The organism is Streptomyces sp. NPDC050806 (assembly GCF_055586425.1).
Genome location: NZ_JBVJIF010000010.1, coordinates 142,702 through 165,926 on the forward strand (window position 1 = coordinate 142,702; position 23,225 = coordinate 165,926).

Below are 23,225 nucleotides of genomic sequence, written 5' to 3' on the forward strand. Positions count from 1 at the left end.
GCCGCTCCGCGGCGGCCCCACACACGCCGGAGGCCCGGTACGAACCACAAGGTTCGTACCGGGCCTCCGGCGTGTCGGCCAGCCCTTCCCGCTAGGGAAGCTGCGCCGCCCGCGCCTCGCGGCGGTTGTCGCGGAAGGTGTTCACGCGGCGGGCGGTCGCGAAGAGCGGAATCATCGCGGCCGTCACGACCTGCAGCGCACAGCCCGTCTGGAGCAGCAGCTGACCGGCCGGCGCGTCCAGCGCCCACGCCGCGAGCATCACCATGCTGAGCACGATCCAGGAGAGCATCGCTACCGCGAGGCGCCCCCGCGGCTTCGGGTACTCCACCCGGCTGACCATCAGCCACGCCACGCCGATGATGGCGAGGAGCGTGGGGAGGAAGGGCAGCTCCAGCAGGACGATCGCCACGACCGTCAGCGCGCCGAACGGGCTCGGCATGCCCTGGAACATGCCGTTCGGCACCGTCACGCACGAGAAGCGGGCGAGGCGGAGGACCACCGCCAGCAGCACCACCACCGCCGCGACCACCGAGACCCGCTGGTTCGCGTCCTGGGCGACCATGCCCCAGGTCACGACGAAGTACGCGGGTGCCAGGCCGAAGCTGATCAGGTCGGAGAGGTTGTCGAGCTCGGCCCCCATCGCCGAGGCCCGCAGCTTGCGTGCGACCAGTCCGTCGAACAGGTCGAAGACGGAGGCGAGCAGCATCAGGATCACGACCATGGCGGCGCTGTGCCGTGCCATGCCGCCGTCGTCCGTGCCCGTGAGGTGCGGGATGAGGACGCCGGTGGTCGTGAAGTAGACGGCCATGAAGCCGCAGATCGCGTTGCCGAGGGTGAGCGTGTCCGCTATCGACAGCCGCGTCGACAGCGGCATGTCGTCGTCCTCCTCTTCCTCGGCCACCCAGCCCGCCTGGGTATCGGGATCAATCACGGTCAAGACGAGTCACCCCCGCTGTGGTGGCCTGGCCGACCTCGACCGCGGCCTCGACGCCCTCGGGCAGGTACACGTCCACGCGCGAGCCGAAGCGGATCAGACCGATGCGCTCACCCTGCTCGACCTTGGTGCCCTGCGGGACGTAGGGAACGATGCGGCGGGCCACCGCACCGGCGATCTGCACCATCTCCACGTCGCCGAGCTCGGTGTCGAAGTGCCAGACGACCCGCTCGTTGTTCTCGCTCTCCTTGTTGAACGCGGGAACGAAGCCGCCGGGGATGTGCTCGACGGACGTGACCGTGCCGGCCAGCGGGGCGCGGTTCACGTGGACGTTCAGCGGGCTCATGAAGATCGCGACTCGGGTGCGCCCGTCCTTCCACGGCATGATGCTCTGCACCACGCCGTCGGCCGGGGAGATGACGCGGCCCTGAGCGATGTCGCGCTCCGGGTCGCGGAAGAACCACAGCATGCCCGCCGCCAGAGCGGTGGTGGGCACGGCGACGGCGGCCCAGCGTCCCGAGCGCCGGGAGCGGGCCAGGCTGACCGCTGCCGTCGCGACGGTCGGCAGGAGCCACGGCGACGCTCCGCGCGCGAGGCGGACGCGACCGCGGTGAGCAGAGGATTGGCTGTGGGGCATGGATGACCTTCGTAGCGGAGGATGCCGCGTAGGAATGGGGGACGCGCGGCTTTCCGGGGATGCTATCGGTTGCGAGCGGCAACTGGCCAAGAGCCAACGCCAATCCGTGGCCGAAGTCCCGTGACGGGGTGTGATCTTCTTCTCGAAGAAAACACCCCGAAACGGACATTCAGCCCTGGATTCGGTACTCCTCCAGTAGCCGGCGCCCAATGATCATTTTCTGGATCTCAGCGGTACCTTCACCGATGAGCAGCATGGGCGCCTCGCGGTACAGGCGTTCGATTTCATATTCCTTGGAGAAGCCGTAACCGCCGTGGATGCGGAAGGCGTCCTCCACGACCTCCTTGCAGTACTCGGAGGCGAGGTACTTCGCCATGCCCGCTTCCAGGTCATTCCGCTGACCCGAGTCCTTCTTGCGGGCGGCGTTGACCATCATCGCATGGGCCGCCTCGACCTTTGTAGCCATTTCGGCCAATTTGAACTGGATGGCCTGATGCTTTGCGATCGGCTTACCAAAGGTGTGTCGCTGCTGCGCGTAATCCACCCCCAGTTCGAACGCACGCTGCGCGACGCCGCAGCCACGTGCCGCGACATTCACCCGGCCGACCTCGACGCCGTCCATCATGTGATAGAAACCACGTCCGGTTTCGCCGCCGAGCACGCGATTCGCGGGGATCCGGAGGTCCTGCATGATGAGCTCGGTCGTGTCGACGCCCTTGTAGCCCATCTTCTCGATCTTGCCCGGGATGGTCAGTCCGGGGCGCACCTCGCCGAAGCCGGGCTCCTTCTCCACGAGGAAGGTCGTCATCGACTTGTGCGGCGGCGTGCCTTCCGGATGCCCCTCGTCCGTCCGGCAGAGCACGGCCACCAGCGTCGACGAGCCGCCGTTCGTCAGCCACATCTTCTGGCCGTTGAGGACGTATTCCTCGCCGTCCCGCACACCCTTGGACGAAATCGCGGACACGTCGGACCCCAGCGCCGGCTCCGACATGGAGAAGGCGCCCCGGATCTCACCTGCCGCCATCCGGGGGAGGAAGTAGTCCTTCTGCTCCTGCGTGCCGTGCTGCTTGAGCATGTAGGCGACGATGAAGTGGGTGTTGATGATGCCGGAGACGCTCATCCAGCCGCGCGCGATCTCCTCGACCGTCAGCGCGTAGGTGAGCAGCGACTCGCCGAGGCCGCCGTACTCCTCGGGGATCATCAGCCCGAAGACGCCCAGTTCCTTGAGCCCCTCGACGATCTGCGTCGGGTACTCGTCCTTGTGCTCCAGCTCGGTGGCGACCGGAAGGATCTCCTTGTCCACGAAATCGCGGACGGTGGAGAGGATTTCCCGCTGGATGTCCGTCAGACCCTCGGTCTGTGCCAGGCGCGCCATGGCTACTTCTCCTTCGCCGCGGGGGTCTTCAGCTCCGGACGGCCGGGCTGCTCGCCGCCGCGCTCCTTGATGTACGTGGCCGTCGGCACCATCACCTTGCGCCGGAAGACGCAGACCAGCGTGCCGTCCTGCTTGTAGCCCTTGGTCTCGACGTGCACGATGCCGCGGTCGTTCTTCGACTTCGACGGCGTCTTGTCCAGCACGGTCGTCTCGCCGTAGATCGTGTCGCCGTGGAAGGTCGGCGCCACGTGCTTCAGCGACTCGATCTCCAGGTTGGCGATGGCCTTCCCGGAGACGTCCGGCACGGACATGCCGAGCAGCAGCGAGTAGATGTAGTTCCCGACCACGACGTTCTTGCCGAAGTCGGTCGTGGACTCGGCGTAGTTGCTGTCCATGTGCAGCGGGTGGTGGTTCATGGTGAGCAGGCAGAAGAGGTGGTCGTCGTACTCGGTGACCGTCTTGCCGGGCCAGTGCTTGTACACGTCGCCGACGGTGAACTCTTCGTAGGTGCGGCCGAACTGCATGTCGTCACGCCTCCGGGGCTTCGAACTTGCTGGTGCGCTTCATGCCGGCGGCCCGGCCCTTGCCGGAGATGACCAGCGCCATCTTGCGGCTGGCCTCGTCGATCATCTCGTCGCCGAGCATCGCCGAGCCCTTCTTGCCGCCCGCCTCGGAGGTGCAGTAGTCGTACGCGTCGAGGATCAGCTCGGCGTGGTCGTAGTCCTCCTGCGAGGGCGAGAAGACCTCGTTGGCCGCCTCGACCTGACCCGGGTGCAGCACCCACTTGCCGTCGAAGCCCAGCGCGGCGGCGCGCCCGGCGACCTCGCGGAAGCCGTCCACGTTCTTGATCTGCAGGTAGGGGCCGTCGATCGCCTGGAGGTCGTTGGCGCGCGCCGCCATCAGGATCTTCATCAGGATGTAGTGGTAGGCGTCGGCGCCGTAGCCGGGCGGCTGCTCGCCGACGACCAGCGACTTCATGTTGATGGACGCCATGAAGTCGGCCGGGCCGAAGATGATCGTCTCGGTGCGGGGCGACGCCTCCGCGATCTCGTTGACGTTGTTCAGGCCCCGGGCGTTCTCGATCTGCGCCTCGATGCCGATCTTGCCGACCTCGAAGCCCATCGTCTTCTCGATCTGGGTGAGGAGCAGGTCCAGCGCCACGACCTGGGAGGCGTCCTGGACCTTGGGCAGCATGATGCAGTCCAGGTTCTGGCCCGCGCCCTCGACGACGGTCACGACGTCGCGGTAGGTCCACTCGGTCGTCCAGTCGTTGACCCGTACGACGCGCGTCTTGCCCGTCCAGTCGCCCTCGTTGAGGAACTTGACGATGGTGTGCCGGGCCTCCGGCTTGGCGAGCGGCGCGCAGGCGTCCTCCAGGTCCAGGAAGACCTGGTCGGCGGCCAGGCCCTGGGCCTTCTCCAGGAAGCGCGGGTTGCTGCCCGGGACCGCGAGGCAGGAGCGGCGCGGACGCAGACGGTTCTCAGGGCTGGTCATGCGGGGACCTCCAGGGGGTCGAGCTTGTTCGCGGTGCGGATCTCGTCGACGATACGGCCGATGATCTCCGTGATACCGAAGTCCTTAGGGGTGAAGACGGCGGCGACACCGGCCTCGCGCAGCGCTGCCGCGTCCGCCGAGGGGATGATGCCGCCGACGATGACGGGGATGTCGTCGACTCCGGTGCGGTGCAGCCGGGCCAGTACGTCCGGGACCAGCTCGGCGTGCGAGCCGGAGAGGATGGACAGGCCGACGCAGTGCACGTCCTCGGCGACGGCCGCCGAGACGATCTGCTCGGGGGTCAGCCGGATGCCCTGGTAGACCACCTCGAAGCCGGCGTCGCGGGCCCGTACGGCGATCTGCTCGGCGCCGTTGCTGTGCCCGTCCAGGCCGGGTTTGCCGACCAGCAGGCGCAGCTTGCCGCTGCCGAGGTCGGCGGCGGTACGGGCGACCTTCTCGCGGACGGCGGCGAGCGGGCTGCCCGCCTCGGCGGGGACCGCCAGCGGGGCGCTGGAGACGCCCGTGGGGGCCCGGAACTCGCCGAAGACGTCCCGGAGGGCCCAGGCCCACTCCCCGGTCGTCACGCCGGCCCTGGCGCACTCCAGTGTGGCCGCGAAGAGGTTGGTGTCGCCGGCCGCCGTCTTCTTCAGCGCCGACAGCGCCTCCTGGGCACGCGCCTCGTCGCGGGCGTCCCGCCACTCGTGCAGTGCCCGCACCACCCGCGCCTCGTTGTCCGGGTCCACCGTCATGATCGCGGTGTCCAGGTCGGCGGTGAGCGGGTTCGGCTCGGTGGACTCGTAGCAGTTGACGCCGACGATCTTCTCCTCGCCGGCCTCGATCCGGCCGCGCCGCTCCGCGTGCGAACTGACCAGCTGGGACTTGAGGTAGCCGGACTCCACGGCGGCCATCGCGCCGCCCATCTCCTGGATCCGGTCGATCTCGGCCAGCGCCTCCTCGACCAGCGCGTCCACCTTCGCTTCGATGACGTGCGACCCGGCGAAGATGTCCTCGTACTCCAGCAGGTCGCTCTCGTGCGCGAGCACCTGCTGGATACGCAGCGACCACTGCTGGTCCCAGGGGCGGGGCAGGCCCAGCGCCTCGTTCCAGGCGGGCAGCTGCACGGCACGCGCGCGGGCGTCCTTGGAGAGCGTCACGGCCAGCATTTCGAGGACGATCCGCTGGACGTTGTTCTCCGGCTGCGCCTCGGTGAGCCCCAGGGAGTTGACCTGGACGCCGTAGCGGAAGCGGCGCTGCTTGGGGTTCTCGATGCCGTACCGCTCGCGTGTGATCTTGTCCCAGATGCGGCCGAAGGCGCGCATCTTGCACATCTCCTCGACGAAGCGCACCCCCGCGTTCACGAAGAAGGAGATCCGCGCGACCACGTCGCCGAACTTCTCCGGCGGCACCTGCCCGGAGTCCCGTACGGCGTCCAGCACCGCGACGGCGGTGGACATCGCGTACGCGACCTCCTGCACCGGCGTGGCCCCGGCCTCCTGCAGGTGGTAGCTGCAGATGTTGATCGGGTTCCACTTCGGGATGTGCGCCACCGTGTACGTGATCATGTCGGTGGTCAGCCGGAGGGAGGGCCCGGGCGGGAACACGTGCGTGCCCCGCGACAGGTACTCCTTCACGATGTCGTTCTGGGTGGTCCCGGACAGCTTGGAGATGTCCGCGCCCTGCTCCTCGGCGACCACCTCGTACAGCGCCAGCAGCCACATCGCGGTGGCGTTGATGGTCATCGAGGTGTTCATCTGCTCCAGCGGGATGTCCTGGAACAGCCGGCGCATGTCGCCGAGGTGGGAGACCGGGACCCCGACCCGCCCGACCTCGCCGCGGGCGAGCACGTGGTCGGGGTCGTAACCGGTCTGCGTCGGGAGGTCGAACGCGACCGACAGGCCGGTCTGGCCCTTGGCGAGGTTACGCCGGTACAGCTCGTTGGACGCCTCGGCGGTGGAGTGCCCGGCGTACGTCCGCATCAGCCACGGACGATCCTTCTGACGCTCAGTCATGTCTGGCCAGCCCTCGGGGTTTTCAGACGTTCCGGAAGCGGTTGATCGCGTCGAGGTGCTCGGCGCGCTTCTCGTGGTCGCGGACGCCCATGCCCTCCTCGGGGGCCAGCGCGAGGACGCCGACCTTGCCCTGGTGGAGGTTGCGGTGCACGTCGTACGCGGCCTGGCCGGTGTCCTCCAGGGAGTACGTCTTCGACAGCGTCGGGTGGATCTTGCCCTTGGCGATCAGGCGGTTGGCCTCCCACGCCTCGCGGTAGTTGGCGAAGTGGGAGCCGATGATGCGCTTCAGGGACATCCACAGGTAGCGGTTGTCGTACTGGTGCATGTAGCCGGAGGTCGAGGCGCAGGTGGTGATGGTGCCGCCCTTGCGGGTGACGTACACGGAGGCGCCGAAGGTCTCGCGACCGGGGTGCTCGAAGACGATGTCGATGTCCTCGCCGCCGGTCAGCTCGCGGATGCGCTTGCCGAAGCGCTTCCACTCGCGCGGGTCCTGGGTCTGCTCGTCCTTCCAGAACTTGTAGCCCTCGGCCTTGCGGTCGATGATCGCCTCGGCGCCCATCCTCCGGCAGATCTCCGCCTTGTCCTCGCTGGAGACGACGCAGATCGGGTTGGCGCCGCCGGCCAGCGCGAACTGGGTGGCGTAGCTGCCGAGTCCGCCGGACGCGCCCCAGATGAGGACGTTGTCGCCCTGCTTCATGCCGGCGCCGTTACGGGAGACCAGCTGGCGGTACGCGGTGGAGTTCACCAGGCCGGGGGCCGCCGCCTCCTCCCAGCTCAGGTGGTCCGGCTTGGGCATCAGCTGGTTGGACTTCACGAGCGCGATCTCGGCGAGGCCGCCGAAGTTGGTCTCGAAGCCCCAGATGCGCTGCTCGGGGTCGAGCATCGTGTCGTTGTGGCCGTCGGAGGACTCCAGCTCGACGGAGAGGCAGTGCGCGACGACCTCGTCGCCGGGGTGCCAGGAGTTCACGCCGGGGCCGGTGCGCAGCACGACGCCGGCCAGGTCGGAGCCGATGATGTGGTACGGCAGGTCGTGCCGCTTGGCGAGCGGCGAGAGCTTGCCGTAGCGCTCCAGGAAGCTGAAGGTGGACACCGGCTCGAAGATCGAGGTCCACACGGAGTTGTAGTTGACCGAGGACGCCATGACGGCGACCAGGGCCTCGCCCGGGCCCAGCTCCGGCACCGGCACGTCTTCGATGTGCAGCGACTTGCGCGGGTCCTTCTCGTTGCTGGGGAGGCCGGCGAACATGTCGGCCTCGTCCTTGTGCACGGTGACCGCGCGGTACGACTCGGGGACGGGCAGGTTCGCGAAGTCCTCGCGGGTGCTGTCCTGCGCGGTGATGGCGTCAAGAATGTGGTTCACGGTGTGCCTCCGGCGAAGCCATATGAGGGACGGCTTGAGGGAACGTCGGGGGTGGTGCGAAGGCGGTGCCGTCGGTTCGGCTGTGTGGTGCTCGGCAGGCGCGGGTGTGCGCGGGAGGTTGCCTGTGACGCAGGCGTCCGGGCGCGCGGACCAGTGGTTCGCGGGGACAACCGGTACGCCGAAGATCGGGGTGCACCGGCCGCCCGGACAACATCAACGTATGACACCGCGTGCCAGTCGACAAGGCACTCGGTGCCAACAATTTCTCTCAGATGTCATCCGGGCGGCACGCATGAGCAACGCAAATCACCATGAAACCGGACGTTCCGCCCCCGCTGGAGGGGGTGCGTGATGTTTGTTACTCACGGGTCGCATGACAGAGCGCCGCCACGCCCATGGCGTGACGGCGCTCTGTCCGGCCGGTCTCAGCGGTGCTCGCGCAGCGCCTTCTGGATCGTGCGCATGACCTCGCTGAGCGGTGCGTCCGTACGGGCCACCGTCACCAGCACCTCGCCCTCCCGGGCCGCCGTCGCGGCGGGCGGCGGGCTCGCGGGCGTCCGGCCGGCCCCGATGCCCGTGCCGAACGTCTCGCGGACGATCGCGAAGGCGTGGTCGAGCTGCGTCTCCACATCGCCCTGCGCGCCCGCCCGCAGCCAGCGCCGCAGGACGTGGTTGTGCGCGGTGACCACCGCGGAGGCGGCGACCTCGGCCAGCAGCGGGTCGTCGTTGCCCTCGCGGTGCGCGCCCTCGTCGAAGTGGCCCAGGAGGTAGCGCGTGAAGAGGCGTTCGTAACGGGCCACCGAGGCGATCTCCGCCTCGCGCAGCGTCGGCACCTCACGGGTCAGGCGGTAGCGGGCCACCGACACCGTGGGCGAGGCCGCGTACATCCGCATGACTTCCTTGATGCCGCGGCAGACCGTGTCCAGCGGGTTCTCGTGCGCAGGTGCCGCGTCCAGCACCGCCTCGGCCCGTACGAGGGTGTCGTCGTGGTCCGGGAAGATCGCCTCTTCCTTGGAGCGGAAGTGGCGGAAGAACGTCCGCCGGGCGACGCCCGCCGCCGCGGCGATCTCGTCGACCGTCGTCGCCTCGTAGCCCTTTGTCGCGAACAGCTCCATCGCCGCCGCCGCCAATTCGCGGCGCATCTTGAGCCGCTGGGCGGCCGCGCGGCGAGAGCCGGGGGTGGTGCTGTCGTTTCCGTCGGAAGGCTGCGTACGAGCGGGCTGGGACATGTGGGGACGGTACTTCATATTCCCGCGGCCTGCGGCATTCGCCCGCGGAACGGGCGGCCGGGAAGCCGCGGGCGGGCTGCCCCCAGGGTCGAGCAGCCCGCCCCAGCCACCCCCGGCGTCAGCGCTTGGCGTACTCACGGAAGCCGCGGCCGGTCTTGCGGCCGAGGCAGCCCGCGGCGACGAGGTGCTCCAGCAGCGGCGCCGGGGCCAGGCCCGGGTCGCGGAACTCCTGGTGCAGCACCTTCTCGATGGCCAGCGAGACGTCCAGGCCCACCACGTCGAGCAGTTCGAACGGGCCCATCGGGTAACCGCCGCCCAGCTTCATCGCGGCGTCGATGTCGTCCGGCGAGGCGTAGTGCTCCTGGACCATCTTCACGGCGTTGTTCAGGTACGGGAAGAGCAGCGCGTTCACGATGAAGCCCGCCCGGTCGCCGCAGTCCACGGGGTGCTTGCGGACCTTGGCGCACACCGCCCGCACGGTGGCGTGCACATCGTCGGCGGTCAGCACGGTGCGGACGACCTCGACCAGCTTCATGGCGGGCGCCGGGTTGAAGAAGTGCATCCCGATGACGTCCTGCGGGCGCGAGGTGGCCCGCGCGCACGCCACGACCGGCAGCGAGGAGGTGGTGGTGGCCAGCACCGCGCCCGGCTTGCAGACCTTGTCCAGCGTCGCGAACAGCTGCTGCTTGACCGCCAGGTCCTCGGCCACCGCCTCGACGGCGAGGTCCACGTCGGCGAAGGCGTCCAGCGAGTCCGCCGGGGTGATCGCCGACAGCGCCGCGTCCCGCGCCTCCTCGGTCATCCGGCCCTTGGCCACCGACCGGTTCAGCGACTTCTCGACCAGTGCCTTGGCCCGGTCCGCCTTCTCCTGGCTGCGGGCCGCGAGCACGACCTCGAAGCCGGACTTCGCGAAGACCTCCGCGATGCCGCTCGCCATCGTCCCGGACCCGGCCACGCCGACGCTGCGCACCGTGCGCGAGGCGGCCTGCTCGTGCTGCTCGGTGGGGGTCCCGCCGTCCGGCACGACCGTCGCGGAGCCGGGCGTCTCGTACGTGTAGAAGCCGCGGCCCGCCTTGCGGCCGGTCAGCCCGGCCTCGGCGAGGTGGCCGAGGATCGGCGCGGGCGCGTGCAGCCGGTCGTGCGAGGCCGCGTACATCGCCTGCAGCACCGTGCGCGCGGTGTCGATGCCGATCAGGTCCAGCAGCGCCAGCGGCCCCATGGGCAGGCCGCAGCCCAGCCGCATGGCCGCGTCGATGTCCTCGCGCGTGGCGTACTTCGACTCGTACATGGCGGCGGCCTGGTTCAGGTAGCCGAAGAGCAGGCCGTCGGCGACGAAGCCGGGGCGGTCGCCCACCGCGATCGGGTCCTTGCCCAGCTCGCGGGCGAGCTCGGTGACGGCGGCGACGGCGGTCGGCGCGGTCAGCACCGAGGAGGCCACCTCGACCAGCTTCATGACCGGCGCCGGGGCGAAGAAGTGCAGGCCGACCACGCGCTCGGGGCGCTGCGAGTCGGCGGCCAGCCGGGTCACCGAGAGCGAGTTGGTGCCGGTGGCCAGCACCGTGTCCGGGCGGACGATGCCGTCCAGGGCGGTGAGGATCTGCCGCTTGAGCTCGTAGTCCTCCGGCACCACCTCGATCACCAGGTCGGCGTCGGCGGCGGCCTGCAGGTCGGAGAAGGTACGGAAGCGGGCGAGCACATCGGCCCGCTCGCGCTCGGTGAGCCGCTCGCGGCGCACGGCGCGGGCGGTGGACGACTCCAGTGCGGTGACGGAGCGGCGCACCGCGGCGTCGTCGATGTCGATGCCGATGACCTCGCGGCCGGCGCGGGCGAGCACCTCGGCGATGCCGGTGCCCATCGTGCCCAGGCCGACGACGGCGACGGTGGCGATGCCGGACGCGGCGGTGGCGGGGGACAGGGGCGAATCAGGGGTGGACGAGAAGCCCATCACGAGACTCCAGAGGGTGTTCCCCTGCGAACAGGGGAGAAGTGACGACTGAGGGTGAGCGCACGCGCCGTCGACGCGGTCGAAGGGCGCGTACGGAGGGAGCTGCGCGGCGGACCCTGTCCCGGGATCGCTGCCGGTCACTCGCTGTGTGTCGTGCGTTGCGGTGCCGAACCGACTTCACTCTTGGCGGCTGCGTCACCAGGCCGCCCGAGCAGGGGTGCTGCTCGTGCCAGCAGATTAACTCGCGGGTAACGGCAAGCGCCAGGGGGAAGAGGGGGAATTAATCTGTGGCGCGGGCCACGCCGAGGCAGTGGGGGAGGAGCCACACAAATGGAAGACCACTTCCACGAGTTGACCGACCGGGTACGAGGCGAGCTGCGGTCACCGGCCGACCTCGTCACCTACGAACGCCTGCTGGGCCTCGCCCGCAAGAACACCCCGGCCGGCCGCGAGGAGCTGGCCAGAATGCTCACCGCCGTCGAGCGCCCCCTGTGGACCCGCGAGATCGCCGCCTTCTCGCTCGGCTGCGCCGGCGACCGCCGCGCCTTCGAGACGCTCGTCCTGCTGCTGAACTACCGCGACCCCGTCCGCTGCGCCACCGCCGCGCACGCGCTGGCCCGGCTCGGCGACCCCCGTACGGCACGCGCCGCCGCGGCCCTCGCCACCAACCCCCTCCGCACGGCCTACGCGCTGCACCCCGTGCGCCTGCTGGCGGACCTCCGCGCCCCCGAGTCCGTCCCGGCGCTGGTCTCCACCCTCGAACGCCTCCTCACCCCGCACACCCCCTACTGGCGCGTCGCGCTGGCCTGTGTGGAGGGCCTGGGCGCGCTCGGCGACCGGCGCGCCGTCCCGGCCCTCACCTCGGCCCTGGACCACCCGCGGCTGGCGGCAGCGGCGGCGGCCTCCCTGGCGAGGCTGGACAGCGGGCGCAACGGCCGCGGCTGACCGGGCAGGGCAGACCGAAGACGGTGGCGCCCGGCTCCACCCGGTCAACCCGGGCGCTACAGGGAGCGGGTGTACCGGACCTCCGGCACGAGCGCGCCGGCCAGCTCCTCGGCGTCCTCCGCGCCGTCCGGGGCGAAGCCCGCGCGCTCGTAGAAGCGGCGCGCGCGGGCGTTGTGCTTGAGCACCCACAGGCGCATGCCGGAGTAACCACGCTCCCTGGTGAGGTCGAGGGACGCGGCCATCAGCGCGCGGCCGATGCCGGTGCCCGCCTGCTCGGGCCGTACGTACAGCGCGTACAGCTCCGCGTGCGCGTGGTCCCGCCGGCCGGTCGCCTCGTCGCGGTACGGCCCGAACGCGGCCCAGCCGGTCACCGAACCGGCGTGCTCCGCCACGAGGTTGACCACCCCGGCCGGCGCCTCCGTGAAGAACTCCCGTCGCTGCTGCGCCTCTTCGGCGATGTCCAGCCCGTCGAGGAAGTGCTGGGGCACCAGCCCGGCGTAGGCCCACTGCCAGCCGCGGACCCTGATCGCGCAGACCGCTCCGATGTCGTCCTCGGCCATCCGCCGTATCCGCAGCTCTCCCATGGGGGCAGGCTAGGTGCCGCGCGTCGGGGAGGCGTGGTGATTTTCCGGCGCGGCCGCCGTCGGTTTGACCTTGACGCAGGCGGCAGGGTTCCAGACTGCCCGGCATGAGCACGGAGAAGCAGGAGTTCGACGGGCGGGTCGTGGTGGTCACCGGGGCCGGGACCGGCATCGGGCGGGCCACCGCACGGGCCTTCGTGGCGGCGGGGGCACGCGTGGTGGCGGTCGGGCGGCGCCCGGAGCCGCTGGCGGAGGCCGCGACGGGCCACCCGGCGATGTCGCCGTACGCCGCCGACATCACCGCCGACGGGGCCCCGGAACGGATCACGGACCATGTGCTCCACACGCACGGGCGACTGGACGTCCTGGTCAACAACGCGGGGATCGTGGCGAGCGGCGCGCTGGGGGCCTGCACGAAGGAGTCGGCCGCAGCGCAGTTCGCGACCAACCTGGTGGCGCCCGTGCTGCTGACCCGGGCGGCGCTGCCGCACCTGGAGCGCGCCGCCGGCGTCGTGGTCAACGTCTCGACGGCCGTGGGACAGCGCGCCTGGCCCGGCAACGCCGTCTACGCCGCGAGCAAGGCCGGACTCGACACGCTCACCCGCAGCTGGGCGGTGGAGCTGGCGCCGCGCGGCATACGGGTCGTGGGCGTCGCCCCCGGCGCCGTCGAGACCCCGATCGGGGAGCACTCGGGGGCGTCGCCCGCGCACCTGGCGGCGGTGCGCGCCTGGCAGATCGACCACACCCCGCTGGGCCGGCTGGGCCGCCCGGAGGAGGTGGCGGCTGCGGTGCTGCGGCTGGCCTCCCCGGAGGCCGCGTTCGTCACGGGCGCGATCCTGCCGGTGGACGGGGGCGCGGTGGTGGCGTGACGGGCGCCTCGGACGGGGGCCGGTTGGTGGCCTCGTAAGGGGCCTGGGCGGCGTCCAGCGCGCGGGCCAGCCGGTCGCGGGCCTCCGTCTGCGCGGCCAGCCGCGCGTCGATCAGGGTGAGCCGGTCCCGGGCGATGCGCAGGCCCTCGGGGGACGGCGGCGCTGTCGTCATGTCGCCGTCCAGGCAGCCCGCGAAGCACCGCACGTCGGCCAGCGTGAGCCCGGCGTCGAGCAGATGCCGGATGTTCCGGACCCGCACCGCGGCCCGCTCGTCGTAGACGCGGTAGCCGTTGGCCTCGCGTACGGAGCCGATCAGCCCCTCCTGCTCGTAGTGGCGCAGCGCCCGGGGCGTCGCCCCCGTGACCGCCGCCAGCTCCCCGATCCGCACCGGCCCAGCGTACGGGGCGGGCGCCCGGACGCGCCCGATCGGGGCGCTTCTCCGTGGGTCGGGGGGCGGTCAGAGGAGCGTCAGCTGGGTGGCCTCCCCCGCCGCGGGGCCGGCGGGGGAGGCGAGGTCCGCGGGGCCGGCCTGGGCAGGTACCCGGGGTGCGTGGCGGGGCGCGACGCGGCGGTGCCCGTCGGCGCGTGCGGGGCCGATGCCGTACTCGGCGGCCAGCTCGTGGACCTGGCGGGTGATCCTCCGCTGGTACCACTTCGGGGCGTACGCGCCGTCCGCATACAGGCGCTCGTACCGCCGCACCAGATGGGGGTGATGGTGCTCCAGCCAGGCCATGAACCACTCGCGGGCGCCCGGCCTCAGGTGCAGCACGAGCGGCGTCACGGAGGACGCGCCGGCCGCCGCGACGGCCCGTACGGTGGCCCGCAGCTGATCGGGGTGGTCGCCCAGGAACGGAATGACGGGGGCCATCAGGACGCCGCAGCCGATGCCGTGCTCGGTGAGGGTGCGGACGGCGTCCAGGCGGCGCTCCGGGGACGGCGTACCGGGCTCCACGGTGCGCCACAGCTCGCGGTCCAGGAAGCCGACCGACATCGAGATGCCGACGTCGGTGACCTCGGCGGCGGCGCGCAGCAGGTCGAGGTCGCGGAGGATCAGCGTGCCCTTGGTGAGGATCGAGAAGGGGTTCGCGTGGTCCCGGAGGGCGCCGATGATGCCGGGCATCAGGCGGTACCGGCCCTCGGCCCGCTGGTAGCAGTCGACGTTGGTGCCCATGGCGATGTGCTCGCCGCGCCAGCGTCTGCCGGACAGCTCGCGTCTCAGCAGGTCGGGCGCGTTGACCTTGACCACGATCTGGCTGTCGAAGCCGAGCCCGGTGTCCAGGTCGAGATAGCTGTGGGTGCGCCTGGCGAAGCAGTACACACAGGCGTGCGTGCAGCCCCTGTAGGGGTTCACCGTCCATTCGAACGGCATGCGGGAGGCGCCCGGGACCCGGTTCACGATCGACCGGGCCCGTACCTCGTGGAACGTCACCCCGCGGAACTCCGGGGTGTCAATGGTTCGGCTGACCACGTCCGTGCCGAAGAGCGCGGGCGTGCGCGGCGGACCTGACGGGTCCGCCGAGCCCTCGCTCAAGTTCTCCCAGCGCATCGCGCCTCCTCATGGGTGCTGCGGCCCCCCGCCGTCGATAATAGAACAGACGTTCCCATCGGTGCTGTCAACCCGGATTTGGGCGCGCCGCCCCGGAGTGGTTGGCTTGCCGCACACCGCACCACCAGCAAGCGAGCACCCTGGAGGGCAGCACACATGGGCCAGGTCGAGGCCACCACGCAGCGCGAGATCGCGGCGAACCCGGACGACGTCTTCGACGCGCTCGCGGACTACTCCGGCACCCGCCCGAAGCTGCTGCCCGAGCACTTCAGCGAGTACGAGGTCCGCGAGGGCGGCGACGGCAAGGGCACGCTGGTGCACTGGAAGCTCCAGGCGACCAGCAAGCGCGTCCGCGACTGCCTGCTGGAGGTCGACGAGCCGACCGACGGACAGCTGGTGGAGAAGGACCGCAACTCCTCGATGGTCACCACCTGGACCGTCACCCCCGCGGGCGAGCGGCGGGCCCGGGTCGTCGTGACCACCACCTGGCAGGGCGCGGGCGGCGTCGGCGGCTTCTTCGAGCGCACCTTCGCGCCCAAGGGCCTCGGCCGGATCTACGACGCGATGCTCGCCAACCTCGCGGCGCACACGGAGAAGTGACCGCGCCCGCAGGGGAGCGGGAGCCGGGCCGCGCGCCTCACCGGATCGAGTGGTTTCCCACCGTGCCGGCATGACGCGCGCTGTCCGCGGCCGACGGGCTAAAGCCCTGATGGGGGCCGGACGTGCCGCCCCCGTAAGGCCGTTGACGGCCGAACCTGCCCCGTACGCGCCGTTTCGCCACGCTTGATCGCAGTTGTCGCCCGATGCGAGAACAGGGCGCGGCACAGGCGTGACGAGGGGAGCAGCACGTGGGAGGGACCACACTGGCGGAGCCGGACGAGAGGTCGGGACCGCCGGCGTCCGGCGCGACCACGGCCGAACCGGACGCGGCGCGGCCCGCCGAGCCCGGCCCTGTGGAGACGGAGCGGCCCGGACCCCGCCGTGTCCGCACGGCGGCCGTGCTCGGTCTGGCCCCGGCGCTGCTCCTCGCGGCGCTGGGTCAGACCGTCGTGGCCGGCCCGCTCCCGGAGTTCGCCGGCCGGCTGCACGGCACCGACCGCACCGCGTGGCTGGTGCCCGCGTACCTCCTCGCCTCGGCCGTGGCTCTGCCCCTGTACGGCAGGCTCGGCGACCGCTTCGGCCGCAAGCCGGCGCTCCTCCTCGCCCTCCTCGTCTTCGTGGCCGGCTCCGCGCTGGCCGCACGGGCGCACACGACGGACGCACTGCTCGCCGGCCGCGCCCTTCAGGGCCTCGGAGCCGGCGGCATCATGGGCGGCGTGCAGGCGCTGGCCTCGGAGACCGAGCGGCACCGGGCACGCGTCCGCGCCACGGTCCTCACCGGCGCCGCCTACGGGCTCGCCACCGCGGCAGGCCCGCTCGTCGGCGGCCTCCTCGCCGAACACGCCTCGTGGCGCTGGTACTTCGGCGTCAACGTGCCGCTCGGGCTCTTCGCCCTCCTCGTGGTGGCCGTCGCGCTCAAGGCTCCCCGGCACGCCCGGCGGCCGGGGACCGACCCCGTGGGCGCCCTGCTGCTCGCCGCGTTCTCCGGGTGCGTGATCCTGCTCGCCTGCTGGGCCGGCACGGAGCACGCCTGGGCTTCGCGCACCGTGCTCGGCCTCTCCTGCGGCGCGCTCGGCAGCGCCCTCCTCCTCGCGGCCGTCGGGTACTTCACCGCCGAACCGATCCTTCCGCCGCGCCTCCTGCGCGACCGGACGTTCCTCGTCACCGCTGCCGTCGGCGCGGCGGGCGGCGCCGCGCTCCTCGGGGCCGTCGTACACCTTCCGGCCTTCCTCCGAGGGCCCGGCGGCACTTCGGCCCTCGAAGGCGCGCTGCTGCTGCTCCCGTTGGCGGGCGGCTTCGTCCTGGCGGCGGCCGTCGCCGGCCGGCTCACCGGCCGCACCGGTCACCACAAGCTGTTCCCGGTACTGGGCTGCGCCCTCGCTGCCGAGGGCATGTGGCTCCTCTCCCACCTCCGGGCGGACACCGCACACGCCACCGTGGCGCTGTGGACGGCCATCCTGGGGTTCGGCCTCGGCTTCGTCCTGCCGGTCCTGCCCGTGGCCGTACGGCAGGCCGAGCGCCCGGACGGCACCACCACGGCCCTCGCCGCCGGGGCGTACGCGCGACAGCTCGGCGCCGCCGCCGGCGCGGCCGCCCTCGGTGCCGTGCTCGCCGTACGGGCGGCGGGCCCGCTCCACGACGGCCACGCCGTCGCCCACGCCGAGGCCGTACCCGGCCTCCTGCGCCACCTCGTGCCCGTGCTCCTCCTCGGGCTGTTGCTCGCCTTCTTCCTCAAGGAGAACCCCCAGGTGTCCCACGCTGCCTACTCCCCGCACGACCCGCAGACCGCCCCGGGCGAGGGCGGCACGGAGGCCGTCGCGACCGTGCCCGCGGCCCGCACCGCGCCCGCCGCCGCCCCGTACTCGCCGGCCGGCGTGCCCGTCTGCGGCACCGTGCAGCACCACGACGGCTCCGTCGTGCCGCGTGCCGCGCTCACCCTCATCGACGTCACCGGGCGGCAGATCGGGCGCGGCGCGACCGGCGAGGACGGGCGGTACGCGCTGAGCACCCCGGGCACCGGGTCGTACGTGCTGATCGCGGCGGCCGGCGGCCATCAACCCCGCGCCGTCAGCGTCACGGTGGGGGACCGGCCGGTCGACCTGGACGTGGTCCTCGGCGGCGCGGGACGGCTCGCGGGCACGGTCACCACGGCCGACGGCACGCCCGTGCGCGACGCCATGGTGACGCTGACGGACGTGCGCGGCGAGGTGGTGGCCACGACGCGCAGCGGACGCGAGGGCGGGTACGTGATCGGCGAGCTGGTGGCGGGGGAGTACACGCTCGCCTCCAGCGCCCCCGCCTTCCGGCCGGCCGCGCTGCCGGTGACCGTCCAGGCGGCCCGCGAGACCCGTCAGGACGTCGAACTGGCGGGCGGGGCCGTGCTGCGCGGCACCGTACGGGCCGGCGGCGGGCGCCCCGTGGAGGACGCCCGGGTCACGCTCCTGGACGCGGGCGGCAACGTCGTGGACACCGCGACCACGGGCCCCGACGGGCTGTTCCGCTTCGTGGACATGGCCGCGGGGGAGTACACCGTGGTCGCCGCCGGCTATCCGCCGGTGGCCACGGTCCTCCAGGTGGCGGGCGGCGGCCGGACGGAGCGCGATCTCCAACTCGGGCACGAGGACTGACCGCTGGGCCCGGGGCACGCCACGGTGTGCCCCGGAGAGCGGCCCTACGGAGTGCACGCGCATCCGCAGGGCGCACTCGGCGGAAATATGCACCTTCGTGTCTCCAAGGCCACCGCGCGGCGCTCCTTTCCGCTACGGTCCCGTGCTCGTGGACGACTGTCGTCCACGGGACCGGCGGGAGGTGTGCGGGCGATGGGAAAAGCGTGTGTGTCGTGGAGTAACGCGAGGCAGGACGCCCTCCGGCCGCGGTACGGCACTTCCCGGAATGCGCCCCGTCAGGCAGCGCGTGGCCGTACCGTGGTAGCGGGACGCAGATCATGCGTACGCGTACGAAGGAGCAACCGCCCATGGAGCGTGGCCCGTCGCACGGCGACGACATGGTGAGCGCGGCACAGGGGCTGCCCGCGCCGCGGGACCCCGAGCCAGGCCGGATCCCCCTGGCCGTCGTCGTGGTCGATTCCCGCGGGCTGGTCTCCCACTGGAGCCGCGGCGCGCGCCGGCTCTTCGGCGCCTCGCGCGAGGAGGCGGTGGGCGCGCCCGCCGTGGAGCTGATGCCCGTCTCCGGGGCGCTGGGTTCCGACGAGTGGCGCGGCCCGGACGGCGCCGAGGACCCGCACGGACCCGACCTGGAGTCCGCGCTCGGCGGCGAGACCTCCTACCCGCGGGCCGGGCGGGCCCGTACGGCGGATCCGGAGCGCGGCCGGGTCGACATCCTGTGGTGGGCGTACCCTCTGGTCGGGCCCGGACCCGAGCGGCTGCTCGTGCTGGCCGCCGACGCGGGGCAGCTGCACGGCGAGGGCGAGGAGCGGGACGGGCGGGACCGCGAGCGGTATGCCCCGGGTTTCGCGCTGCACACGGACTTCCCCGGCTCCCAGGAGCTGGCCCGGCGGCTGCCCGACATCCTGCCGAGCATGAGCCCGCAGGAGAGCGCCCGGATCGTCTCCCAGGTGCTCGAACTGGGCTATCCGGTACTGGAGATCAGTCAGCAGGAGCGCTTTCCCGTCACGCCGGACTGGGGTGTGCCCCGGCGCGTGGAGCGGCGGGCCCGGCTGCTGCGCGCCGCCTCCGAGGAGGCCGCCGACCCGCGGGCCGCCGCGGCGGCCGCCGCCGAACTGGAGTCGGACCTCGAATACGTCGCGGTCCGCGAGCGCCTGGAGTTCCTGAACGAGGTCAGCGGCCGCATCGGCTCCTCACTGGACCTGGCCCGCACCATCCAGGAGGTCAGCGAGGCCGTCGTGCCCCGCTTCACCGACGTCGCGGGCACGTACCTGCGTGAGCAGGTCATCGCGGGCGAGGGCTTCCCCGACGGCCCGCCGGACACCACGACCATGTGGCACCGCGTCGCGCTGGAGCACAACGACGAGCCGGGCCGCTGGGACGACGTGGTGCCGGTCGGCGAGTCGATGCCCTTCCCGGCGCACACCCCGTTCTTCCAGTGCATGACCACCGGCGAGCCCGTGCTGATCCCGCGGATCAGCGAGGAGATGGGCAACGCCATCGCCGGGCAGTTCGAGAAGCGCGACATCAGCCCGCTGATCAACCTGCGCTCCATGCTGGTCGTCCCGCTGAAGGCGCGGAACGTCGTCCTGGGGTTCATGATCCTGCTGCGCCACCCGGAGCGCGTGGAGTTCAACGACATGGACCGGGTCACGGGCGCCGAACTGGCCGCGCGTGCGGGCCTGGTGCTCGACAACGCCCGCATGTACACGTACCAGGAGAACGTCGCGGAGACGCTGCAGGACAGCATGCTCCCGCACATCGAGCCCCGGATGGCGGGCTGCGACACCGCGACCCGCTACCTCCCCGGCACCCGCCTCGGCCGGGTCGGCGGCGACTGGTTCGACACGATCAAGCTGCCCGGCTCCCGTACGGCGCTGGTGGTCGGCGACGTCATGGGGCACGGCCTGAACTCCGCGGCGATGATGGGCCAGTTGCGGACCGCCGTACAGACCATGGCCGCCATCGACATGCCGCCGGCGCAGCTGCTCCGCAGTCTGGACGACCTCGCCCAGCGCCTCGGCGACAACTACCTCGCGACGTGTCTGTACGTCGTCTACGACCCGATCGGGTCCCGGCTGACCATCGCCAACGCCGGGCACATCCCGCCTGTCGTCGTCCGCGCGGCGGACGGCCGCAGCGAGCTGCTGGACCTGCCGACGGGCGCCCCGATCGGCGTCGGCGGGGTGCCCTTCGAGGCGGTGACCCTGCCCGTCGCGCCCGGTGACCGGCTCGTGCTGTGCACGGACGGCCTGGTGGAGGTGCGCGGCGAGGACATCGGCGTCGGGCTGGCCGCGCTCGCCGAGTCCGCGGCGCACCCGGCCGCCTCCATGGACGACGCCTGCGACATGATCATCCGGTCGCTCGCGGCGACCTTGAACGAGGGCCGGGGCGGCCGCAAGGACGACGTGGCGCTGCTGATGGCCCGGCTGAACGGCATCGAGCGCGCGGACGTGGCCGAGTGGCGGCTGCCCATAGCGGCGAGCGAGGTCTCCCGGGCCCGCCGGCTGGTCCGCGACCAGCTCGCCGTCTGGGGTCTGGAGTCCGCGTCGGACACCGCCGAGCTGCTGGTCAGCGAGGTCGTGACCAATGCCGTACGGCACGCGCACACTCAGCACGTCGTGCTGCGCCTGGTGCGGACGGACGCGCTGCTCTGCGAGGTGTCGGACGACGACCACAGTCTGCCGCAGCTGCTGAGCGTGCGGGACGACGACGAATTCGGGCGCGGGCTGCGGGTGGTGAGCCGGCTGGCCCGGGAATGGGGCACGAGCCGGACGTCCACGGGCAAGACGGTGTGGTTCGAGCAGACGCTGCCGAGGACGCGTCGAGGATCACGTTCGAACATGAGGTGAAAGAGCGTCCACCACTTCTGAAAGAAGCGTTGCCACTCTTGCGGGCTGCCGAGACCGGGCAGTAGCAATTGGCCATGAGCGCATCGAGCCACGGTCCGACGGCATGGGAAGGCTTCTGGCGCGACGCGCCGGCGGGCGAGGGCGAGGTCTTCTGGGACACGGCGCCGGCCCTGGCGGTCGCCCGCCATCTCCCGTTCTTCGCCGATCACTTCGACGCCGCGCTGCCGGTGATCGATCTGGGGTGCGGGAATGGCACGCAGACCCGCTTTCTGGCCGAACGGTACCCACGCGCGATCGGCGTTGACGTCTCGGCGTCCGCAATTGACCGGGCCCGTCGGGAGGACCCGCTGCAGGTGGCCGAATACCGCCAGGTGGACGCGGCGGACGCCGTGCAGATACGGGCGCTGCACGAGGACGTGGGCGAGGCGAACGTCTACGTACGCGGCGTACTGCACCAGTGCGCACCCGAGGACCGGCCGCGCATCGTCGCGGGCATCGCCGCGCTTCTGGGCAGACGCGGCCGGGCCTTCCTCGTGGAGCCCTCGGAGGACGCCAAGAACGTCCTGATGTCCCTGGTGCAGCGCCCGGGCGGCCCGCCGCCCAAGGTGCGCGCCATCTTCTCCCACGGCATCGCGCCCGCGGAGATGCCCGACGGCGCCGTCCCCGACCTGCTGGCCGCGCACGGCCTGACGAGGACCGGGTCCGGCCGCCTGCCGCTGGTCACCACCGAGATCCGCCCCGACGGCACCCCCGTCGAGGTCCCCACCAACTGGCTGCTCGCCGAACCCCGGGAGGCGTGAGGGCGGGTACGCCACGCGGTCTGTGCCCCGCGCACGTCCCGCACTATTTTTGGGCACAGGTTCCTGCCGTGGACCGGTGGCCCTTCTGGAGACGACGAGGTGCGGGACGCCATGTCAGCAGTGCGGAGTGACCTCAGACAGCGCAGAGCCGCGCTGGAGAGCGAATGGGCCCGCTGGGTCCCGGAGCTGCGCCTGGCCCGGCGGGCGCCGGCCGGCACGGCGCCGCTGCGCCGGGAGGTGACCGAGTCCTGGGTCCGCTCGCTGCACACCGTGGACCCCGGCGCGGTCAGCGCCCCCGTGACGGACGGCGGTGAGGTACGCCCCCGGTGGGCCGATTCGCCGCTGCGGCGCCCGGTCGGCGACCTCGCCGACGAGCTGAACAGCATTGCCGAGGACGCCGGGTTCGTCGCCGGCGTCACCGACGAGTCCGGCACCCTCCTGTGGACCTGCGGCGGCCGCGTCATGCGGCGCCGCGCCGAGCAGGTCAACTTCGCGCCCGGCGGCCGCTGGGACGAGCAGGCCATGGGCACCAACGCCCTCTCCCTCGCGCTGCGCACCGGCCGCCCCAGCGCCGTCTTCTCCGCCGAGCACCTGGTCGCCGCGCTGCACGGCTGGGCCTGCTACTGCGCCCCGATCCACGCCCCCGACGGCCGCATCCTCGGCGTCCTGGACCTCTCGACGACCTGGGACCGCTCGCATCCGCTCGCCATGTCCACCGTCCGCACCCTGGTCTCCACCGTCGAGGCCCGGCTCCGCACCGACCTCGGCGACCGGCCACACGGGGGCGGGGCGGCCGGTGGCGGTACGGGAGCGTCCGGCGCGTCCGGCGTCCGGCTGACCTGCCTCGGCGCCGAGGAGGCCGTACGCGGCGGCGCCCGGCTGCGGCTCCGCCCCCGCCAGCTGGAGATCCTCACGCTGCTGGCGCTGGAGCCCGCGGGGTACACCCCGGAGCGGCTGCGGGACGCGCTGTACGGCGAACGCCCGGTGACCGCCTCCACGTTCAAGGCGGAGGTCTCCCACCTGCGCAGGGCGCTCGGCGGCGCGGTCGCCACCCGCAGATACGCGCTGACGGCGCCGGTCGCCTGCGACGCCGTGGAGGTGCTGCGGGCGCTGGCGGCGGGCGACTTGGACCGCGCGCTCTCCCGGTACGGCGGCCCGCTGCTCCCGCACTCCGAGGCGCCCGGCATCGTCGCCTGGCGGGAGCACCTGGAGGTCGCGGTGCGCGAGGCGGTGCTGGCCAGCCGCTTCCCCGACCACGCGCTCGGCTACGGCGAGCGCGCCCCGCACGACGCCGAGATCCACGAGCACGCGCTGCGCGTCCTGCTCCCGGCCGATCCCCGCCGCGCCCTCGCGGCGGGCCGGCTGAGCACCGCACTGCGCGAGTGACGGCCCTCCGGAGCCGCGGAGAGCCATCGCGACGGCACG

19 protein-coding genes are annotated in these 23,225 nt (G+C 72.1%); 7 read left to right on the forward strand and 12 right to left on the reverse strand.

Features of this window, described 5'->3' with window-relative positions:
- Positions 1-91 precede the first annotated feature (91 nt).
- The 9 genes from pssA to ACZ6WH_RS30090 form a co-directional block, all read right to left on the reverse strand.
- The gene (pssA, locus tag ACZ6WH_RS30050; RefSeq protein ID WP_432860091.1) at positions 92-937 is read right to left on the reverse strand and encodes a CDP-diacylglycerol--serine O-phosphatidyltransferase; all 846 of its coding nucleotides are present in this window, start codon (positions 935-937) and stop codon (positions 92-94) included.
- Positions 924-1,571, reverse strand: coding sequence for a phosphatidylserine decarboxylase (locus tag ACZ6WH_RS30055; RefSeq protein ID WP_030612964.1), 648 nt, complete (start codon positions 1,569-1,571; stop codon positions 924-926). The genes pssA and ACZ6WH_RS30055 overlap by 14 nt, the downstream gene beginning before the upstream one ends.
- A 169-nt stretch (positions 1,572-1,740) precedes the next feature.
- Positions 1,741-2,946, reverse strand: a complete 1,206-nt coding sequence (locus ACZ6WH_RS30060) for an acyl-CoA dehydrogenase family protein (RefSeq protein ID WP_432860093.1) — start codon at positions 2,944-2,946, stop codon at positions 1,741-1,743.
- A 2-nt stretch (positions 2,947-2,948) separates the two neighbouring features.
- The gene (locus tag ACZ6WH_RS30065; protein ID WP_432860095.1) at positions 2,949-3,470 is read right to left on the reverse strand and encodes a MaoC family dehydratase; all 522 of its coding nucleotides are present in this window, start codon (positions 3,468-3,470) and stop codon (positions 2,949-2,951) included.
- Positions 3,471-3,474: 4 nt separating this feature from the next.
- Entirely contained in the window at positions 3,475-4,440 is a 966-nt protein-coding gene (locus ACZ6WH_RS30070; RefSeq protein ID WP_469732175.1) for an HpcH/HpaI aldolase/citrate lyase family protein, read from the reverse strand.
- Positions 4,437-6,449, reverse strand: coding sequence for a protein meaA (locus tag ACZ6WH_RS30075; RefSeq protein WP_399713367.1), 2,013 nt, complete (start codon positions 6,447-6,449; stop codon positions 4,437-4,439). The genes ACZ6WH_RS30070 and ACZ6WH_RS30075 overlap by 4 nt, the downstream gene beginning before the upstream one ends.
- A gap of 22 nt (positions 6,450-6,471) precedes the next feature.
- Positions 6,472-7,809 carry a crotonyl-CoA carboxylase/reductase gene (gene ccrA / locus ACZ6WH_RS30080; protein ID WP_469732177.1) on the reverse strand — a complete coding sequence of 446 codons (1,338 nt, stop codon included), beginning with the start codon at positions 7,807-7,809 and terminating at the stop codon, positions 6,472-6,474.
- Positions 7,810-8,234: 425 nt separating this feature from the next.
- Positions 8,235-9,038: a TetR family transcriptional regulator gene (locus tag ACZ6WH_RS30085; RefSeq protein ID WP_361567082.1), complete on the reverse strand. Its 804-nt coding sequence runs from the start codon at positions 9,036-9,038 to the stop codon at positions 8,235-8,237.
- A 118-nt stretch (positions 9,039-9,156) separates the two neighbouring features.
- Positions 9,157-10,983: a 3-hydroxyacyl-CoA dehydrogenase family protein gene (locus ACZ6WH_RS30090; RefSeq protein WP_469732180.1), complete on the reverse strand. Its 1,827-nt coding sequence runs from the start codon at positions 10,981-10,983 to the stop codon at positions 9,157-9,159.
- Between the two features lie 330 nt (positions 10,984-11,313).
- Between ACZ6WH_RS30090 and ACZ6WH_RS30095 the strand changes: the two genes are divergently transcribed.
- Positions 11,314-11,928 carry a HEAT repeat domain-containing protein gene (locus tag ACZ6WH_RS30095; RefSeq protein WP_469732182.1) on the forward strand — a complete coding sequence of 205 codons (615 nt, stop codon included), beginning with the start codon at positions 11,314-11,316 and terminating at the stop codon, positions 11,926-11,928.
- Between the two features lie 56 nt (positions 11,929-11,984).
- Here ACZ6WH_RS30095 and ACZ6WH_RS30100 read toward each other — a convergent pair whose 3' ends face one another.
- The gene (locus ACZ6WH_RS30100) at positions 11,985-12,512 is read right to left on the reverse strand and encodes a GNAT family N-acetyltransferase (protein WP_432860105.1); all 528 of its coding nucleotides are present in this window, start codon (positions 12,510-12,512) and stop codon (positions 11,985-11,987) included.
- A 104-nt stretch (positions 12,513-12,616) separates the two neighbouring features.
- Here ACZ6WH_RS30100 and ACZ6WH_RS30105 point away from each other — a divergent pair, with 104 nt between their 5' ends.
- Positions 12,617-13,378: an SDR family NAD(P)-dependent oxidoreductase gene (locus ACZ6WH_RS30105; protein ID WP_469732184.1), complete on the forward strand. Its 762-nt coding sequence runs from the start codon at positions 12,617-12,619 to the stop codon at positions 13,376-13,378.
- Here the strand turns inward: ACZ6WH_RS30105 and ACZ6WH_RS30110 are convergent.
- Both ACZ6WH_RS30110 and ACZ6WH_RS30115 read right to left on the reverse strand, forming a co-directional pair.
- Entirely contained in the window at positions 13,332-13,766 is a 435-nt protein-coding gene (locus ACZ6WH_RS30110; protein WP_469732186.1) for a MerR family transcriptional regulator, read from the reverse strand. The two genes, ACZ6WH_RS30105 and ACZ6WH_RS30110, sit on opposite strands and share 47 nt — an antisense overlap.
- Before the next feature lie 69 nt (positions 13,767-13,835).
- Positions 13,836-14,924 carry an Rv2578c family radical SAM protein gene (locus ACZ6WH_RS30115; protein ID WP_469732188.1) on the reverse strand — a complete coding sequence of 363 codons (1,089 nt, stop codon included), beginning with the start codon at positions 14,922-14,924 and terminating at the stop codon, positions 13,836-13,838.
- Positions 14,925-15,080: 156 nt separating this feature from the next.
- Here ACZ6WH_RS30115 and ACZ6WH_RS30120 point away from each other — a divergent pair, with 156 nt between their 5' ends.
- The 5 genes from ACZ6WH_RS30120 to ACZ6WH_RS30140 all read left to right on the forward strand — a co-directional run bounded on the left by ACZ6WH_RS30120 (position 15,081) and on the right by ACZ6WH_RS30140 (position 23,186).
- Entirely contained in the window at positions 15,081-15,524 is a 444-nt protein-coding gene (locus tag ACZ6WH_RS30120) for an SRPBCC family protein (RefSeq protein ID WP_469732190.1), read from the forward strand.
- Between the two features lie 248 nt (positions 15,525-15,772).
- Positions 15,773-18,151: an MFS transporter gene (locus ACZ6WH_RS30125; protein WP_469732192.1), complete on the forward strand. Its 2,379-nt coding sequence runs from the start codon at positions 15,773-15,775 to the stop codon at positions 18,149-18,151.
- A gap of 347 nt (positions 18,152-18,498) precedes the next feature.
- A complete protein-coding gene (locus ACZ6WH_RS30130) occupies positions 18,499-21,000 on the forward strand; it encodes an ATP-binding SpoIIE family protein phosphatase (RefSeq protein ID WP_469732194.1) in 2,502 nt (833 codons plus the stop codon).
- A gap of 74 nt (positions 21,001-21,074) precedes the next feature.
- Positions 21,075-21,800 (forward strand): class I SAM-dependent methyltransferase, encoded by a 726-nt coding sequence (locus ACZ6WH_RS30135; protein ID WP_469732196.1) that lies wholly within the window; start codon positions 21,075-21,077, stop codon positions 21,798-21,800.
- A 111-nt stretch (positions 21,801-21,911) separates the two neighbouring features.
- Entirely contained in the window at positions 21,912-23,186 is a 1,275-nt protein-coding gene (locus ACZ6WH_RS30140) for a GAF domain-containing protein (RefSeq protein WP_469732198.1), read from the forward strand.
- Positions 23,187-23,225: the final 39 nt, after the last annotated feature.